The 17816-nt window shown below is 51.3% G+C and carries 15 protein-coding genes and 1 pseudogene; 8 read left to right on the top strand and 8 right to left on the bottom strand.

Annotation, left to right across the window (positions count from 1 at the left end):
* Positions 1-40: 40 nt before the first annotated feature.
* A complete protein-coding gene (locus LJF34_RS28290; protein WP_231190146.1) occupies positions 41-259 on the bottom strand; it encodes a DUF2892 domain-containing protein in 219 nt (72 codons plus the stop codon).
* Positions 260-396: 137 nt separating this feature from the next.
* On the opposite strand from LJF34_RS28290, the gene LJF34_RS28285 reads away from it, so the two are divergent.
* The 3 genes from LJF34_RS28285 (at position 397) to LJF34_RS28275 (ending at position 3734) form a co-directional block, all read left to right on the top strand.
* Entirely contained in the window at positions 397-1056 is a 660-nt protein-coding gene (locus LJF34_RS28285) for a helix-turn-helix domain-containing protein (RefSeq protein ID WP_231190143.1), read from the top strand.
* 1366 nt (positions 1057-2422) lie between these two features.
* The gene (locus LJF34_RS28280; protein WP_231190140.1) at positions 2423-3385 is read left to right on the top strand and encodes a transcription initiation factor IIB; all 963 of its coding nucleotides are present in this window, start codon (positions 2423-2425) and stop codon (positions 3383-3385) included.
* Between the two features lie 91 nt (positions 3386-3476).
* Positions 3477-3734, top strand: coding sequence for a hypothetical protein (locus tag LJF34_RS28275; RefSeq protein WP_231190137.1), 258 nt, complete (start codon positions 3477-3479; stop codon positions 3732-3734).
* Between the two features lie 195 nt (positions 3735-3929).
* Here the strand turns inward: LJF34_RS28275 and LJF34_RS28270 are convergent, their stop codons facing one another.
* The 3 genes from LJF34_RS28270 to LJF34_RS28260 form a co-directional block, all read right to left on the bottom strand.
* Positions 3930-4577 (bottom strand): DUF5828 family protein, encoded by a 648-nt coding sequence (locus tag LJF34_RS28270; RefSeq protein ID WP_231190133.1) that lies wholly within the window; start codon positions 4575-4577, stop codon positions 3930-3932.
* 106 nt (positions 4578-4683) lie between these two features.
* On the bottom strand, positions 4684-5853 hold the full coding sequence (locus LJF34_RS28265; protein ID WP_231190130.1) for an inorganic phosphate transporter: 1170 nt from the start codon (positions 5851-5853) through the stop codon (positions 4684-4686).
* Between the two features lie 149 nt (positions 5854-6002).
* Complete coding sequence (locus LJF34_RS28260; protein WP_231190202.1) at positions 6003-6119, bottom strand: helix-turn-helix domain-containing protein; 117 nt, start codon at positions 6117-6119, stop codon at positions 6003-6005.
* An 819-nt stretch (positions 6120-6938) separates the two neighbouring features.
* Here LJF34_RS28260 and LJF34_RS28255 point away from each other — a divergent pair.
* From LJF34_RS28255 to LJF34_RS28245, 3 genes are all read left to right on the top strand, one after another.
* On the top strand, positions 6939-7997 hold the full coding sequence (locus tag LJF34_RS28255; protein WP_231190127.1) for a glutamate-cysteine ligase family protein: 1059 nt from the start codon (positions 6939-6941) through the stop codon (positions 7995-7997).
* A 971-nt stretch (positions 7998-8968) separates the two neighbouring features.
* Positions 8969-9994: a succinylglutamate desuccinylase/aspartoacylase family protein gene (locus LJF34_RS28250; RefSeq protein WP_231190116.1), complete on the top strand. Its 1026-nt coding sequence runs from the start codon at positions 8969-8971 to the stop codon at positions 9992-9994.
* A gap of 659 nt (positions 9995-10653) precedes the next feature.
* Positions 10654-11889: an FAD-dependent oxidoreductase gene (locus tag LJF34_RS28245; protein WP_231190113.1), complete on the top strand. Its 1236-nt coding sequence runs from the start codon at positions 10654-10656 to the stop codon at positions 11887-11889.
* 504 nt (positions 11890-12393) lie between these two features.
* Here LJF34_RS28245 and LJF34_RS28240 read toward each other — a convergent pair.
* Positions 12394-13020, bottom strand: a complete 627-nt coding sequence (locus LJF34_RS28240) for an SDR family oxidoreductase (protein ID WP_231190200.1) — start codon at positions 13018-13020, stop codon at positions 12394-12396.
* A gap of 187 nt (positions 13021-13207) precedes the next feature.
* Positions 13208-13459: a hypothetical protein gene (locus tag LJF34_RS28235; protein WP_231190110.1), complete on the bottom strand. Its 252-nt coding sequence runs from the start codon at positions 13457-13459 to the stop codon at positions 13208-13210.
* A gap of 94 nt (positions 13460-13553) precedes the next feature.
* Between LJF34_RS28235 and LJF34_RS28230 the strand changes: the two genes are divergently transcribed.
* Complete coding sequence (locus tag LJF34_RS28230; RefSeq protein ID WP_231190108.1) at positions 13554-14417, top strand: helix-turn-helix domain-containing protein; 864 nt, start codon at positions 13554-13556, stop codon at positions 14415-14417.
* An 89-nt stretch (positions 14418-14506) separates the two neighbouring features.
* On the opposite strand, the gene yciH is transcribed toward LJF34_RS28230, so the two are convergent.
* Complete coding sequence (yciH, locus tag LJF34_RS28225; protein ID WP_223302197.1) at positions 14507-14785, bottom strand: stress response translation initiation inhibitor YciH; 279 nt, start codon at positions 14783-14785, stop codon at positions 14507-14509.
* Between the two features lie 394 nt (positions 14786-15179).
* On the opposite strand from yciH, the pseudogene LJF34_RS28220 reads away from it, so the two are divergent.
* Positions 15180-16133, top strand: a pseudogene (locus LJF34_RS28220) (TFIIB-type zinc ribbon-containing protein); the annotation flags it as partial.
* On the opposite strand, the gene LJF34_RS28215 reads toward LJF34_RS28220, so the two are convergent.
* On the bottom strand, positions 16114-16524 hold the full coding sequence (locus tag LJF34_RS28215) for a hypothetical protein (protein ID WP_231190104.1): 411 nt from the start codon (positions 16522-16524) through the stop codon (positions 16114-16116). The pseudogene LJF34_RS28220 and the gene LJF34_RS28215 overlap by 20 nt on opposite strands.
* Between the last annotated feature and the right edge of the window lie 1292 nt (positions 16525-17816).

Below are 17816 nucleotides of genomic sequence, written 5' to 3'. Positions count from 1 at the left end.
TTCTGTTTTCTACTCATTCGCAAGTATCTTGTCAATCGATCTATTTTGATTCTATCTCGGTTGTTGTGTCTATCCCACAGAGTTGATTACCACCACAATAGCCTGTTGCAGCATTCTGGAGTAACCCGAGGCCAGCAATGCCGGTAATCAGTGCTGTCGTTCGTCGTTGAACACGGTACGCTGCAACAGCGATCACAACCAACCAAATGCCAAGTACGCCCCGGAGCACTCGATCAAGTCCGCCTACATTTTGACGCATATTTACCCTATTCGGCGCTACCCAGAAAATAGTAGAGCCGAATACAGCTGTGGGGTTTATATATGTATGGCAATCGTTGATACTCCGGGTTTTCGCTGTCGATTAGGCTTTTCACCCAGCAACTGGGTATCTGTCATATGAAGCGAGTTCGCATTACGATTGCGCCACCAGATACCTATCTCCCACCTGTATACCAGCTCCTCACGAGTGGAACACCCTATCTCTCCCACGTGCAGATCGTTAACTGGAACGTTGCGGATCCCCCTGTTGGATTTCTCCTCCGCGTTCGAGGCGATTATGAGAAGTTGCGACAGGCACTAACGACGAGCACAAACGTGCGTGATTTCGAGGTTTTCCCAGATAGTCGATCCGAGGCGTATTGTTTTCTTGCAGCGAAACAGCCGACTGTTGGTCGAGCTCTCTTCGAGAACTTCACGCGGGATGATCTTTTGACGATCCCACCGATCGAGTGCTATGATGACGGGAGTAGCTCATTCACGCTTGTCGGAACCGATACGGCAATCCAAGCAGCTATTGACGGCATTCCTGATGGAGTTGATCTATCTGTCGAAGCGGTTGGGCAGAGACCGGTGACAGCGAGTGGATCACTGTCGCCGAAACAACGAGATGCTGTTCGGGCTGCACTTCGTGTTGGCTACTATGATGTCCCTCGTGAAGCAACCACCAAGGATGTTGCACAGGAAGTAGGGTGTGCTCCTGCGACTGCCTCTGAACATCTCCGAAAAGCCGAATCACATGTCTTTTCGTCTCTTTTTGAGTCACTCGACTCACCTTAATATTTGCAGGTTCGACCTAATTGGCGACTGGTCACAACGGGCCCGGGTGAAGTGGCTGCATATGCTTCGTGAGTTGGCCGTGTTCGATACACTCCATAGCAAGCTTGTTATCATATTGGACGAAACACGAGACGACGGGATTGACGCTGAGCGACTTGCAACGCGAATGCTCGAAAATGATGGGAATAGACGACTGCTAATCGGAGTCACCGAGGGAGCAACAGCGGTGCTTACCTACAACCGACTAATGAACTCGATCACGCGAACGCTAATTGAGATTGACCGACCAGATGGCAACGGGAGTCGGCATATCGACCGCAAACGGACGGAAGAACAAGTGCTTGAAGCATTGCAACTGCTTGGAAGTGACTATTTCGACTGGGTTCATCCGCGATATCGGTGGGTATTCGATCCGAAATATATGATCGAGTGAGAACGCTAAACGTCGTTAGAATTGCTCTTCAGTTCTGCTCTAGGGATCAATCGAGAGAAAAGTAGTCTGATGTCCAGGACTCGGCAGTGGATTGTCTTAGGGGTTTTCTCGCAGCATACAAATTACTCAGTTGCTGTCTGTCGTATCTCATGGACCATTGCTCCAAGCGTCAAGACTAGCATTATGAGGAGTGCGACTTCGTCAAGCGTATCGATGACAGACGGCCCTTTGGTGATAATCGAACGAAGAGTATCCCATTGAAGGGAGGCCCAGACGATACAGAGTAGGAACAGAGATATTGCAGCACTCCACCGTTTTAAGCTACCGACAAATTCCATTTAACGAGTTTACTCTCGTATCTCCCTTGAAATTTTTTATTTACGAACTCATCTTCCACACCAGTATGGAATGAGTTCGATAAATATGGCTTCAAATAATATGTTCATTAAGTTGATAGGTGAGGATTTTCCTGTGAAGTCATAGATCTGGATGCTATCCTCACCGATCATCAAAATTCAATGTTTAAACAGGGGATTAAATGGGAAATAGATTGCTTTCAGACACTTCGATCTGTTTCAAGATGCGTGATTGGTTCTATAACCGAAGTAGAATGTGCGACGGCAGCGAGGTCGATTTCCTGAAATCGGTGTTTTTGGGTGATTTACTACCGCTGGGCAGTATAAGCAGAAGTGGAAATGCTCAGACCGACGCCTTTGGGGAAGCACAAAATTCGCGACTACCAGTGAACAATTGGTTCATCGCGAAAGTTGACAACATACAGCATGACCCACTCCAACGAGTGAATCCGTGCAAAATCCACGATCACAATCCGATCTCCCTCACTCGAAAGTAGAGATGGATTGATATCGCTCCGATAGGCTACCAGCCCAACGACAGAGGACTTAACCGCCTCGGATTATCAGTTGTTAACGAATGACGCGACTTACTCGTCGGCAAGACCGCGGCAACGAGACCGAGCGCACTGCCGATGAACAGGCGAGCGTCAAGGGCTGTCCCGAGTGTGACTCGAGTACGCTTCTCACGAATGCGGATGGGAGCGAGACCGTTTGTGAGGACTGCGGCTTAGTAATTAAGGAGGAGACGATCGATCACGGGCCCGAATGGCGGGCCTTCAATCATCAGGATCGCCAGCAGAAGTCCCGTGTCGGCGCCCCAACCACTCAAACGATGCACGACAAGGGGTTGACGACGACCATCGACTGGAAGGATAAAGATGTCTACGGGCGCTCTCTGTCGGCCAAGAAACGTCAGCAGATGAACCGCCTGCGCACATGGCAAGAGCGCATCCGAACGAAGGACGCGGGAGAACGCAATCTACAGATTGCACTGAGTGAAATTGACCGGATGGCAAGCGCACTTGGCATCCCCCGCTCGATTCGCGAAGTCGCCTGTGTACTGTATCGGCGTGCACTCGATGAAGATCTAATTCTAGGTCGATCGATTGAGGGGATCGCAACCTGTTGTTTGTATGCGGCGTGTCGCAGCGAGAATCTCCCCCGCAGCCTCAAGGAGGTTTCGGATGTGTCGCGTGTGGAGCGAAAAGAGATCGGCCGGTCATATATCTATCTTGGACGAGAACTTGACCTCGAGATACAGCCGGTGAATCCGAAACAGTATGTCCCGCGGTTTTGTTCAGCGCTTGGGAGTAGCGACGCTGTTGAAGCAAAAACAAACGAGATTCTCGATAATTCGTTAGCACAGGGGTTGCTCTCGGGAAAATCACCGACTGGGTACGCCGCGGCTGCGATTTACGCCGCGACCCTCCTATGTGATGAACAGCAAACGCAAAGTGAAATTGCTGCGGTTGCTCAAGTTACTGAAGTGACCATTCGCAACCGGTATCAAGAACAGATCGATGCAATGGATCTCTCCTAATGGTTGTAGTGCATGTCTGTCAAAATCGCCAGAAAGGAGAGGATTCACAACTGGACAGAGCGTTTACGTTGACTCCACTCCTATATAGGGGATGTACACACCACACGAACTAGAAGATTTGGCCAGGGATCAACAAAATATTTTGATCTGCAAACAAGAATATGATGATGAAGAGATTCTCGCTGTGGACTTTAGTCGAAACGCTACTGATCTTTTACTCGATATTGTTGGAGATACTGCAATCGTCATTGTTGATACCGAGCAGTTCGATTTCGAGGTACCGACTGATGCAGACGAAATCGCGGTCAATAACGGCATACTCACCATCAAACAAGCTATCCAGCAATAGCGAATGATTCAATGTTCCCCTGAATGATCCTTCTCGGCTACGTCATTGGCGTTTTCTGACACACCTCCCATGTTGCTTTTTCGGAGTTTACCCCGTTCATCTTGTCAACGACAGTTGTCATCTGAAATGTAGAGTCGGACAACAGTGGCACGGAAGTATTGTGAGCGCTATTCTTCTTCTATTACAACCGATGTTTTACTCGGGAGGGTCGACGCCTTCCGCAGCTTCGACGGAGTCCGTTTCTTTTTCTGTTTCTCCACGCCATCGGTTTCGCTCATCATACGTTTCGAGGCGATCCCGGACACGGTCTTTCAGGTCGTCATCGTTAACATTCACTTCGAAGACATACGGTTTGTCAGTATCTCGTGCGCGCTCGATGTTGGCACTGACAAGATTATTATCAAAATACACTGGCGAAACCTGTGTCATAATGTGTTTGTACACTCCTTCTTCGATCGGCCGGACTGCCTTGCGCCCAACCGTGTCGGCTGCCCGTGCTGCACGTTCGAGCGAGTCTTGACCTTCTTTAAGTGCGTCGACCACATCGCCCTCGGCGAGCTCGGACGCCGAATCGGTGAGTTCGTCTCCCGCCGCTTTCACGTCTTCTTCGGCTGACTTTCCAGCTTTTTCTCCTTCGCCTCTCGATGTGCTTGCTTGGTCGGCGGTTTTCTCTTTGACGTCCTCGCTGAGGCGCTCGTGAGCTTTTGGACGCCACTCATCCCATTCCTCGAAGTCGGGACCGTCGATATCTTCGTCACCGAGTGCTTCGGTGATGCGCTCGCCGTGCTCGACAATCCTAACCCAGTTGCCGTTCTGTTTGAACCCTGCAACACTCTCGTCCATATCGTCTGTAATGCGCTCCACTGCTATCTGCATTGTTGATACCTACCTGTGACCATCTGACTACCAGAACTCCATTCCTGTCGAATTAATATGCCCACAGCGGAGGCTATACCATCTTCACGATGGCGAGGAGCCCGAAGGCGATGATGAATGAGAGGAGCAGCGACACAACCCACCCTAGAATAGTATATAGAATTTTTCCTCGACTGGTTTGGCCCCCACCGGCGGCGTACCCACTTCCGACCACAGCACTCACAACGATTTCATTGAATGAGACGGGGATTCCGAACAGCACTGCCGTTTGTGCAATGGCGAATGCTGGAATCAACGCAGCAGTCGCTCGTCGTGGTCCAAGCGAGGAAAAATCTCGGGCGAGCGCTTTAATCATTCGCGGTGAACCCATCAATGCCCCAAACATAACACCCAGACCCCCGAAAACGAGAATCACAAGGAGGGGCAACTCCAGCGGGGTGAGCATCGGAACTAGCGGGCCAACAGCGAGACCAACTTGGCTTCCTCCCGCCGAAAACGAGACGAGTGCACCGATTCCGAAGAGTAGATGCCGTTGCCCCTGCCTCACGCTGGCTCGAACATCTACTAAGAGAAGCACAGCAACGATGATCCCGACGAGGAGCGTTGCGCTAATGAGTCCAATTAATGGCTGCAACGGGAGTGCTTCGGCCAGAACTGCCGCAATCGATGCTCCCCCCGATTCGGGAGCGAGAAAAGTGAACGGTGAATTAGCGAGAATCAGCCCAACAAGCCCACCGAACAGCGGGATTGTATACTCATCAGGGACATCGTCGCGGCGAACTACCCGGGCGAGGCCATAGGCGATCCCGCCACAGATGAATGGTGTGAGCACCCACAACGCCAGAATCTGCTGATATTTCGCGTAGGCTGGCTGTCCACCGAGTGCAAGACCCACGCCAATTACCGCTCCTGTCGCAGTAAACGCCGTTGCGAGTGGATACCCGGTAAAAACGCCGATTGCGACGAGGCCTGCTGCAACGGTGAGCGCGATGACTGCTGCAATTGGCGAAATCGTCACACCTTCAATTAATCCAGCGGACATCGCTTCCGTGACGTTTGCTCCCTGGACGACGGCCCCTAGAATACCGAAAATCCCGGTGAAGAGGGCGCCACGCATGATCGACATCGTTCGAGCACCGACACTAGGGGCATATGGCGTCCATCCTGCCCCCACTGTCCAGGCCATGAAAAAACTCGCCACTGCACCGACCCCCATCAGCGCTAGCTGTCCACCCCCAACCATCACTCCCGTGTTCGTGACGGAAATGCAAAAGTATGCCTGCGGTTTCACTTGTACGACCGTTCGCAAAATTCCATAGTGGTTAATCTGTCCTCTTTTCTTGGTCAGTTTCTGCGGGCTTCGGATCTGGTGCCTTTGGAATCCCTGGCTTATCAACGAGAACATTGGGTTACGAGATCTCCGCTATCGCGCCGAAGTTGTTCGGAGAGCGCTTGGTGGCTCACACCGATTTCTTCGGCTAACTCTTCCGTGGCGGTTTCGCGTGGGATCGAGTAGTATCCACGAGCGGGGGCAAGCTGGGGGTCCTCTGTTGAGTATTCGCAAGCCCAAATCGACTACTCCACTGGTTGTTAAATTCGTGAATATTCTTGATCTCGAGTCGATTCCCTTTTCTTTGCAATATTCATTAGTTCGCGTCACCGAATCGTGGTCCGCAAATAGCAGTCGTAGATGTCACGTGTCCTCTTTCCCCGTTGCACCCAGCACTGTCGCCTTTTTATTTACTATGATCTGAATCACGTGTTCGATGCGATCAACCCATTCCAGTAAGTAGAGACTGTCAGTCTCAAAAGCGGTGATCAGGTAAAAATCAGCGACGCTATCATCCGCCGCTAACGCCTTTTCGAGGGTATTTTGATCAGTGGTCTCAATTCAGATAAAGGGTAGGAGACTGTTCTGATTGGTGGCGACCATCTGTTCAACCTCGAAAGTCACCGTGTGGAGTGCGTTAAGCGTGTGTTCAAGTGCAAACTGGACTTTAGTAAAATTGAGTCCGTGAAATGCCTCTTTTATCCCCACATCTGTGCGAATAGAAGGAATAGTATTGCGCAGTTTGACACCTAAGTGAATCATCTCGAGTTTCGTAATAACTTGCCTGAAAGTTGGATTATCTGAAGAGTTAGGAACGTGTGTAGTGTAGCTATCCTATGGGAGGGAACACTCATTAAAATTCCATTGGCAGCAGGTGACTTTGCAGTTGCTCATTCGTTTCACACACTTCTGGATACAACTCTTATCTATTCACCATCTGTCAGTAGTAGAGTTAGCGATGAAAAAGCGGTAATCACGAGAAGGAGGGAAGCCAAATAATGAAAATTGGACTTGAACTTGAGTACTGGGTGGTGAATAACGAAGGAGAGTTAGTGAGCGGAACGGATTTACTTTCCAGTCACAAGGCAGTGGTGCCTGAATTTGTTGATCCGATAATTGAGATCCAAGTCCCACCTGCCGATGGAATCGCGGAGTTGCAGCAAAATCTGGTCCCGATTCTCGGAATGGTGTTGGCTCGAGCAACCGAACTCGACATGCATCTTGTCCCGCTTGGGACTCCACTCACTGAACATCAGTTTTCTGTCAACAGTGAACGCGGCAAAATATTAGAGACCATCTTCGGTGAGGAAATCAGGTACGCGAAAAACTGTGCGGGAACACACGTACATTTTGATAAAGGAAACGTGGTTCGACAGCTGAACCTCCTCACCGCACTCGATCCAGCAATTGCACTTGTAAGCTCATCTCCGTACTACGATGGCGTACTGATGGGGATGGACGCTCGCGCGCTCATGTATCGAACTCATTCGACGAAGTTTCTCACTCGGTATCGTGATCTGTGGTCATACACCGAGTCAGTTAATGAATGGGATGAACAGCTCGCCAAAATGCACGAGACGCTGACGTTATACGCTGAACAGTTTGATATTCCACCGGCCGAATTCGTACGATATATCCAGCAGGAAGATGTTGTGTTAGCGCCCGTTCGATTACGGGCAGAAACCCCAACGATTGAATGGCGTGCCCCCGATATTGCACTCCCAAGCCAAATTCTTCAACTCGTGAGTGATGTTTCACGGATCCTCTCACTTGCAGAAGAGAGACCAGTACGCGTCGGTGCTCCTGGCATTAGAGCTGATGAGATCGGGATCCCATCATTCACCGAACTTCGTGCCATCACAACGACTGCGATGACTGTGGGGCTCTCAGACCGTGTCTGTCGCTATCTTACTACAATGGGATTTGAGCCAGATCAATATCATCCACTTACGGAAGAAATTGCCAAGGGTGATCACATTTCAGCGGGTGATGCATGCCAGGTTCGGTTGGAGTATGCTGACCGGTTACGAAACGATGTCGCAACCTATCTCGATTAAGGTAGTCAATTCTATGTTAGAATATCATTAGACTGGCGTTCCTGCGCATTTTGATACTACTCCGGAAGAATTCTATTCATCCTCAACAAGATGAGCGATTTCGTCGAGTGGGATAGTCTCCATCGTTTGCATGCTCATGCCAGACTTTCAACCGAGAGACCTGCCTTGAATGCCGTATCTCTATCCCGAGCATCCAAAATCAGCATGAACAATACTCACTAAGTACGCCAAAGCTCTCTTTGCAACTCATCTCAACTTCCTCAGTACGTTATTTGCCCCACCTACACCGGAATTAGCAACCCACACTATCAACCACATGCAACCAAAAGGGGGCATGCCGACGCAGTTAGCCGACTCATCCACCATGGATACAACACATACACAGACACCCCCAACTGGCCCACCTCACATCAGTGACCTTGTGATTCAGGCGATTGCCAAGGCAGAAGAGTGTGATCCCTTGATGGTAACGCCACCTCTGTATGATGCCATCGATCCCGACGCGCTTGATGCCATCTACGCACGAGCCTCACCGCGTCTGCACTTCGAGTACGCCGATTACCAGATCGAAATCACACCTGCTAGGAGAGTGTCTGTCCAACCGCAATGACTGACCCATACAGCCTCGTTTGTGGCGTCTGTGACTGGTCTGCCAGCACCGCTGATGGGAACTCACGCATGGCCGTCACGAGTGCTGGGATTGCCCATTATCGGGAAACGAATCATACTCCTATACGAGCGCGTTCGTACACACTGTCCCCATTTCGTTCGAGTCCTGCACTTATGTGGCGCATCGATCGGTGAGAGATCTGAGACTGAACACCTTCACCATCGGTGTTCACCCAAATATGCAACCCTTAGACTGTTTGCATCTCGGGCCGGAGACGCTGACCAGTCCCGCACAACAAAGGGACCCAACTACGGGCGATTCTGTGGAACACAAATCGGTGGGTTGTCATTGAACGTTGAGAATGGCCGAAAGTGAGTTGCGGCTTCCACACGTGGGATTGACAGTCATGGGGGAGAGTACACACACAGCGACACGCGAAACACTTGCCCGGTTACCATCCGGCACGAAAATCGAAACAATGGTCCACACCTATACAGGCTCCAAGGACGGCCCAACGGTCTATCTCCAAGCCGCACAACACGGGCGCGAAGTCAACGGTGCAGAAGTGCTTCGACGGCTTCACAACGAGATTGTTGATGCTGATCTCGCTGGCAAAGTCATTGCGGTTCCGGTTGCCGACCCGCTCACGTTTGACCATGTCTCGTATATCACACCCGAGCAACTGGACCCCGTCAATCCAAATATGAATCGTGTGTGGCCTGGGGATAAAAATGGAAGTATCCACGAACGAATGGCAGCTCGCCTCTGGGACCACGCTCATACCGCAGATGTCATCATTGACTTGCACACAGGGAGCCCGAATATGCTCCCGCATGTCGTTGCACTCGAAGGCCACACTGACTCGCTGGAGCTTGGACGGGTCTTTGGCACCGGACTCTTACTGACCGAACAAGCACACGCTGCAGCGAGTGAAGAGTGGCATCGACGAAGTTTCGGCGGCAAACTCCGTGTTGCTGCTGTTGAAGAAGGGATTCCGAGCATCACCCCGGAACTCGCCTACAGTGAGCAAATCGTCGAGGATGCGGTGGAGATTGGAGTGAGAGGGATTTTGAACGTCTTGCGGCATCTCGATATTCTTGATGAACCACTGGCTGACACCGGCCCACAAACACTTGCTCGAAACCATCTCGGTCGCATTGTCGCGTCTGACTCCGGCCTCTTTCGCTCGAATCCGGACTTGACTGTCGGGGCAACAGTCGAAAGTGGCATGTTTCTTGGTACGTTGTACGATCCAACCACGTACGAACCGCTCCAGACGATTCGTGCAGATCGCGATGGGATCCTCTACGTGCTGACTCAGGAGGCGACGGTCATCATGGGCGAAGCACTAGCTAATATTGCAGAGCCGTACAACTCGCAGGACTAACCGCAATATCACATTGGCTCTCTCTATCTCGAAAGAGGTGGATCAGGGGGCTTGCATCGGCAGCCACTGCCGTTAGGACACTCGGGCCAAAGTTCCGAGTAGAGAACACCAATGTCACCTAATCCGCCACATACGAAATGGAGACGTCACGACGATCGCGACGCATGGCCAACGTTCGACCTCGAATACACCATGGTCTTGATGTCCGGCAGCGACCACGTCCATATCCAGCCTGCTACCGGATTCGCTGGTATGTATCCGCCATGGATTGCCATGGATAAGGAGCATGCAATCCCATTTGAAGAGATACCGTAGTAAGCGAAATGAGTCTGTGACATGCACTCCACTCGATCTCGTTTTGCTCATTCTATCCATAATACGCCAAGCGATAGTCTCGAATATCATCGACCAACGAACGTTGACGGAAAGCGCGAACGCTACGACCGACGATACCCCCGAGACACCGGCTGCCCTCCTCGACCGAGCACGACAGCACGCAACGCCCGTTACCGCCGAACTCTCCCCTGACTTGCCGGTCGAACCGATCTATTGTGATCTCCATCTCGGGACCCTCTACAGATGGAATCCATGTCCGTAGTTCCTTGGTAGATGACTCTTCCGATCAACAGAGTATTCCGTTGACAACCCTGAAGGGCAGTGTGACAGTCGAAACAGACGTACTCGTCATTGGTGGTGGTGCGACTGGCACCGGCGTCGCTCGTGATCTTGCACTCCGTGGCGTCGATGTTACGTTAGCCGAACGCAATGGGCTAACCAGTGGCACATCGGGCCGTTCTCACGGTTTACTTCACAGTGGTGTACGCTACGCGGAAAGTAGCTCACACGATGCCGAAGAATGTCTCGAGGAAAATAAAATTCTCCGAGACATCGCTGGTGCCTGTATTCGCAATACGGGTGGCCTATTTCTCCAACTTACGCAGGATGATCCCAACTACTTCGACGCCAAGCGAGACGCCTGCGAGACAATCGGAATTCCAACAGAAACACTCGATAGTGAAGAGGCACGCGAGTTAGTTCCGAACCTTTCTTCCGATGTCGAACGTGCGATGAAGGTGCCCGACGCAGTCGTGTATCCGTCGCGTCTCGTCGCTGCCAACGCCGCTGACGCCCAAGTCCACGGCGCATCGATCTATCCCCATGCACCTATTGAAGACATAACCGTGAGCGACGAGCAAATAACTAGCATTCGCATCGGCGGGACGATTGACGATTGGATCGAAGCTGACTACATCGTCAACGCAACGGGCGCCTGGGCGGGTGAACTCGCTGCGATGGCTGGCCTCGGTATCGAGATGCAACCAACCCGTGGGGTGATGATTTCTGTCAATTACGACGATCTCGGCCCGGTACTCAACCGCTGTCGGAATCCTAACAATGGGGACATCGTAGTGCCACACGAGACCGAGGCCGTCCTTGGAACAACGAGTGTTCCCGTCCGTGACCCAGACAACTACGAAACTGAAGACTGGGAGGTTCAGACCACTATTGATGAGTGTGCGGCGATGCTTCCACCCGTTCGAAATGCCCCCAAAGTCCGAACATGGTGGGGCGTTCGGCCACTGTACGCACCAGACGAAAAGGAACGTAGCGGTCGCGGTATCTCGCGTGGATTCTTTTTACTCGATCATACTGCTGACGGTATCAATAATATGGCGAGCATCGTCGGTGGTAAACTAACCACCTATCGACAGATGGCCGAGACAACCGCTGATCTGGTCTGCGAGCGGATACGTGTTAACGCCGATTGCAGTACCGCTGATCAGGCTCTTCCAAACGTTGATGATCCGACTCAACTAGACGCTTTCGTGGCAGAATTCGACGGGCAAGGACCAACCGACAAGGATGTCGTAACGATGCCGCCGTCAACGGAGTAGCGGTCGCCTCGTCACCAAATCTTTGTGGGTGCTACATCATTTTCGTTTGCGGAAATCGGCTTCGAACGTTTAACTTGCTACTCGGGGTCAATAATACCCCACTGCAATGGGCAATAATGAACCCAAACCAACGTGGCCACAAATCCGAAATGCACTCTGAGTCAACGAGGATCGCCTTTGCAGTGCGTGGCTCACGGGACGTATTGCTTCTTTTGACCATCGGCACTGTCTAGATAAGGAAAACCAAGCAATAGCGTACGATTAACGAGACTCCATGCACTATCAGAGAGAGAGAGAGACTGATTAGTGAGATCATCCGGCAAGAACTCATTCATGCCCGGCAGCACCACGAGTTCGGTGAGGCGGATCACGGCACAACGTTCACCCCCTGGACGGACCGCCTCGACACCTCCCGGCACTGCGAACGCTTCACTGCACCAAAGTCCTCGACTTTAGCTTCTGATATTGTGCTGTGAGAATCGTTTCTTGGTTCACTCGAGCACCCTATTCAAGCGCTGCTAACGCTGTCTGGATCCGTGTCTCGCCGGAAAGAATTTCGAACGTCTCCCCATATGTTCTTTCCATGGGGAGCGCAGTGACGAGTGTCTGTGCAACATCGGCACGCGGAATATCTCCATCTCGCTCAAGATCATTCCCAATTTTGATTTGACCAGTACTCGGCTCATTCGTTAACGGGCCTGGACGAACAATCGTATAGAGTAACTCACTCTCTTGGAGTGCTTCATCGGCTTCAGCTTTCGCAGCCAAATACTCTTGGAGTGCTTCGGGGCTCTCTTCGGGCGAGTCGGCATTGATTGAGCTTAGCATCACAAACCGTTCGATATCTTGATTTTCTGCAGCTTCAATCAAATTGATCGCTCCATCTCGATCAACTCCCCACACGTCATCGCCACCAGATCCAGCAGCAAAAATAATTGCATCACACCCTTCAACGGCATGCGACACATCTTGTGTGAGGTCTGCAATGACTGCCTCGCCCCCGAGACCTTCGATATCTTCTACTTGACGATCGTCTCGAACCATTCCTCGAACAGTGTGATCACTCTGTGCCAGTAGATCGGTGATGTGCTGTCCGACTTGACCGTGGGAGCCTGCAACGAGTACATCCATTATTCGTACAGGTACTGGAACGGTTGCCATCCCAAAGACTCTGATGACCACATAGCTAATCCGGATGTGCTATGTCCACTAGACTACCCAAGTCTATGCGTAGAAAAAACAGCGACCAATAATCGATGCAACGAAGATGTTTTTTTGCCATTATTTTGCTCTCTTCGACGGGCAAGAGGATGTCATATTATGTGGCGTTCTTAATGACAAGAACGCCATTGTTGAATCGGTGTTCAGCCTCCTGTTCTGGGAGCGTAAGGTCAATCTCTGTTTTGAGTGTTGGTGTGTCGATGCCAATAACGGCTTCCTCTTCAAGATAATCGACTGTGACGTATTCGGTGTCGATAGCCAATTCGAGAAGGTCGACAGCAACGACCCAACCTGATTCGTATTCATAACGTGCAACGTGAAGGTCTGTATCTAAACGTGATTTGTTCATTGTCTACCTGTTTTTTTTTGTGCTACGAGCGAATAGTCTCTAGTTCGGCGTATGCCGAGTAGTTAACAAACTCGGTACTCGACAAGATCGATAAATGAGTGATGTACTGGAATACAGCACCACTATTCCAGGGGTAGCTGAATCAACCAAAATCATTTTATTCGGTATAGTCCAACTTCCATTGATGCGAAAATTCGTTTTCAGAATTGAGTACGAACATGGGATCAATCCGATCATGGATGTGTTCATGGACTACCCCAGTGCCCACGCTCGGACGCTTACATGCCATGTCTCGAAAAGCGGCATCTGGCGTATTGATCGGATCGCTGGACCCACAGAAGCGCTTGATCAGATAGACAGCGTGTATGACTCCCATGAACAGTGCCTTGAATGTGTAACTGATGATCACGCACACCTCGATTGGGAGTACGAGTTGCTCGATGCTGATCGCCATACCCGGACCGTGTATCTGTACCGACCGGCGACAACAGACTGTCACTCGATTCCATGTCTAGCGGCCCATTATCTTGGAGACGGTCTCCTCGCTGAGGCTGAACGACGAACAAACACCTACGAATGGCATCTGCTTATGCGGAATGATGAGAACGTTGGTGATCTATACGAATCGCTCAACGCACATCTCCAAGACGGACTCTCGGTACATTTCGAACAGCTTGGAGAGCCTTGTCATTGGGCTGAGCGGACTATCTCAGTGGCTGAACTTCCCTATGAACAACGAGCAGCCGCTGAAGCTGCAGTTGCTAATGGCTATTATGAGACACCACGTGAGATCTCACTCAACGAACTCGCAAACACAATTGACGTTCCACGGTCGACACTCCAATATCGGTTGCAACAAGCTGAATCGTGGATTATGACTCGCTTCGTAAAAGACTCGACACTAGGTGGTGTCGCGTTGCTCGATCAAGGGGTTGAGACGACGGAGATAGAAGGATAGTGGAATATCTAAAACTAGTACGTTTTCGTGGGAATACTACTCAGATATACTTCAAAAATTACGGTTCACTCTGGGATTAGCGAGCGTAACTAGGTCTTGACCTGAAAGCCTTCTTCTCCGAGTATTTCTCGTAATCGGGAACGGTGCTCGCCTTGTAGTTCGATATGCCCATCAGTGACGGTGCCACCGACAGCGAGTTTGCTCTTCAGTGTTGAGGCGAGTTCTTCGAGATCAACGCTAGATGAATCTAAGCCTTCGACAATCGTCATCGCTTTTCCATAGCGACGCGTATCGATACGGATCAAGGCCCGTTGCTCGGAACGAGCGAGGTCATCTCCGATGTTAAGCTCGTCAGGTAGTCCAGCGATGTCGTTGAAGTTGTTGCTCACTACATTCTACCTTTAGAGGTATTCCTTCATGAGTGCTTGTTTGGACTATGCCAAATCGAATGCGGACATTCATAACGTATTTGACAGACTCAATTTAGGATAACTCGGATTATGCCGTCTTATTCTTGCGATAAAGGAAGCAAGGAATGTGATCCATTTATTCGGCATATACCGAACAAGCATTCTTGATTGACTGGCTCTTACTTACTGTTGAAGCGTTGACTCCGCTTACAGGTGAGAGCAACCACTCTCATCGAATTCAGTCACCCCTGAAAAAACCACATTTGAACGTGGACCGACGTCAAAGACCACGTCCCGAACCCCGGAAACAGAGCACGAAACCAACGAGAACACGACTACCGAACAGGCCGTCTGTCCAGAATGCGGCGGTCAGTTGGAAGCGGATAGCAAGCGGGGCGAAACCGTGTGTACCGAATGTGGACTCGTCGTCGATGAAGATTCCATCGACCATGGACCCGAATGGCGAGCGTTCGATTCAAACGAACAGGATCAGAAGTCCCGTGTGGGTGCCCCGACGACGAAGATGATGCATGATAAGGGACTTTCGACGAACATCAGTTGGCAGAACAAAGACGCCTACGGAAACTCGCTTTCGCCCCGTCAACGTCAGAAGATGCAGCGTCTTCGCACGTGGAATGAGCGCTTCCGTACCCGTGATAGTAAAGAGCGTAACCTCAAACAGGCGCTCGGAGAGATTCAACGCATGAGTTCCGCGCTTGGTCTATCCAAGGCCAATCGTGAGACCGCCTCCGTTGTCTATCGACGTGCGCTTGACGAAGACCTCTTGCCTGGCCGTTCAATCGAGGGTGTTGCAACTGCTGCCGTCTATGCGGCGATTCGACAGACACAGACACCAAGAACGCTTGAAGCAGTAGCGCAAGTGAGCCGGGTCGAGGAACTGGAGTTCAAACGAGCCTACCGCTACATTAATCGCGAGCTTGGCCTCGAGGTTGGACCACCGGATGCAGAGAATTACATCGCTTCGTCTGCATCAGAGCTCGCAATCAGCGACACTACCGAACGGCGAGCACACGAACTGCTCCAAATCGGCAAAGAAGCCGGCCTTCATAGTGGCCGGAATCCAGTTGGACTTGCTGCTGCAGCCATTTACGCAGCCGCGTTACTGACTGATGAGAGGTTGACGCAAGATGAGGTGTCGGCAGCGACGGACGTGAGCACCGTTACGATTCGGAATCGGTATCAGGAACTCCTCGCTGCTGCGAGTGAACACGACTCTGACATCCAAGTAACGGCACAGACAGAGGACGATAACAGTCTGTCCCGCGCTATGTCTGCAGCCAAGTGAACTTGCGATCAGTAATGATCTGCCAATTCGGGTCACCGCTAGAGCCCTTGTTATACTTCACTACATCTGCAGTCTTTGAAGTGTCGAGACGGCACAGAAACGCGCACAGGCCGAACAATTCTCTTTCGACGTCGATGCCCCCGGACTCGTTGAAGGCACCAACGAGAGCCACGAGAACCCGAAAGACCACCAGTACACCGTCTCCATCGACGACGTGACCAGCGAACTGATGGCCTGTACGTGCCCGCACCACGTCCACTGCAACGCTGTCTGCAAACACATGGCCGCCGTCGAAAACGCAACCGACGACGGGACGTCCAACGCCTTCTCTTCGGAGGATGAGACGGACGAAGACGACACTGAAGCGGCAGAGTGCGCCTGTGATGGCCATGCGTGCGAACGGGACGAAAAGAACTGCCGAACTAACCACCGCTTCTGCCCTTTTTATCCATGACAAGACATGTGACGTTCTCAGATATCACCACCCAGCGAATGCTTACGATGTGTATGGAGACAGCAATCGACAAATGCAAGGTGGCTCCGGTGACGGAGAGAGTACTACTTGATGTCGTCAAGTACTGACAGTGCGTGGCTGAGGTCATCCACTACGCGTTACAAATCTTGGGAGACCAACGCCAACTACAAGCAGTACGAAAAACGAGATCATGAAGGCCGTATCTTGAGCGATGCCGTTTGATTTCAGTAAGAATTCGACTGCGTACGCTGCAGGGAGGGCTACGACAACAAAGGCGATCGTTATCCAATTATCACGGCTTACCATCGATATTTTTGGAGAAACTTCCCATTCAGAAATAATTTGTGTGTAGTAACGATCACGCCGCAGAGCTGTTTCATGCCGATTCTACTCAAAGCAATTGCGCAGAAATAAGGGTGCAACAGAAGTGCCTGGCAGTACCACGAGTTCGGGGAAGCGGACCACGGGCGAACGTTCGAGCAGTGGACGGATGCGCTCGACACAACCCAGCACTGCGAGCGGTTCACATCGCCGAACTGGTGGGTGATTTGCGAGAAGTGCAGCGGGAAGATCGCCCGCTATCGACGCTCGAAGGTCGTCAAACAGCCAGAGGATTACAGCTGTGGTGACTGCGGCGGGTCGCTTCGCGTTGAGGAGGCCACTGAATGACGCCGAAGTACCGCTGTCCACGTTGTCTGCGGCTTATTGGGACGATGACGGTGGCGGGTCCGTCGCGGGTCCATGTGAGTCCGTGCAGGCACCGTCTCGTTGCTCCTAATGCCGTACTTGAGATGGGCGATCTACACCCACCCCGCCCTGATGTGTGGGTGACGGATTCCCTCGCTGACTCTCACTAATTCTCGCGAACGCTTTCGGCCCTCCCATATTCACTTATTCGTTCGTTTTTCAGCGATACAGGTGCTAACAGAGATTAGTATAATATACTAACTTTGGCGTATTCGCTTCCGGTCTGGTTGGCGGTTGTTTACGGTGCGATCTAGCGAAATGGCTGCATTTGCTCGGTGAGACGCCCCTATTCAATACATTTTTATTGTCTGAATTGTGGGAATTCAGCGCGTTTGGCACTGTCTAGTTGAGCCAGTTTGAGGAACGAGCAGGTTGTTGAGTAACTTGTTCAGAGATGCTCGCAAACCTGCTCAGTAAAAGCTTAGACGCGGATTTAGAAGAATCTTGGGAGAATGAACGGA

The sequence above is a fragment of the Haladaptatus sp. DYF46 genome (assembly GCF_021083305.1).
In the GTDB taxonomy this organism is placed as follows: Archaea; Halobacteriota; Halobacteria; order Halobacteriales; family Haladaptataceae; genus Haladaptatus.
The sequence above is the reverse complement of the archived record's forward strand: the minus strand, read 5'-3'. Positions and strand labels throughout refer to the sequence as shown.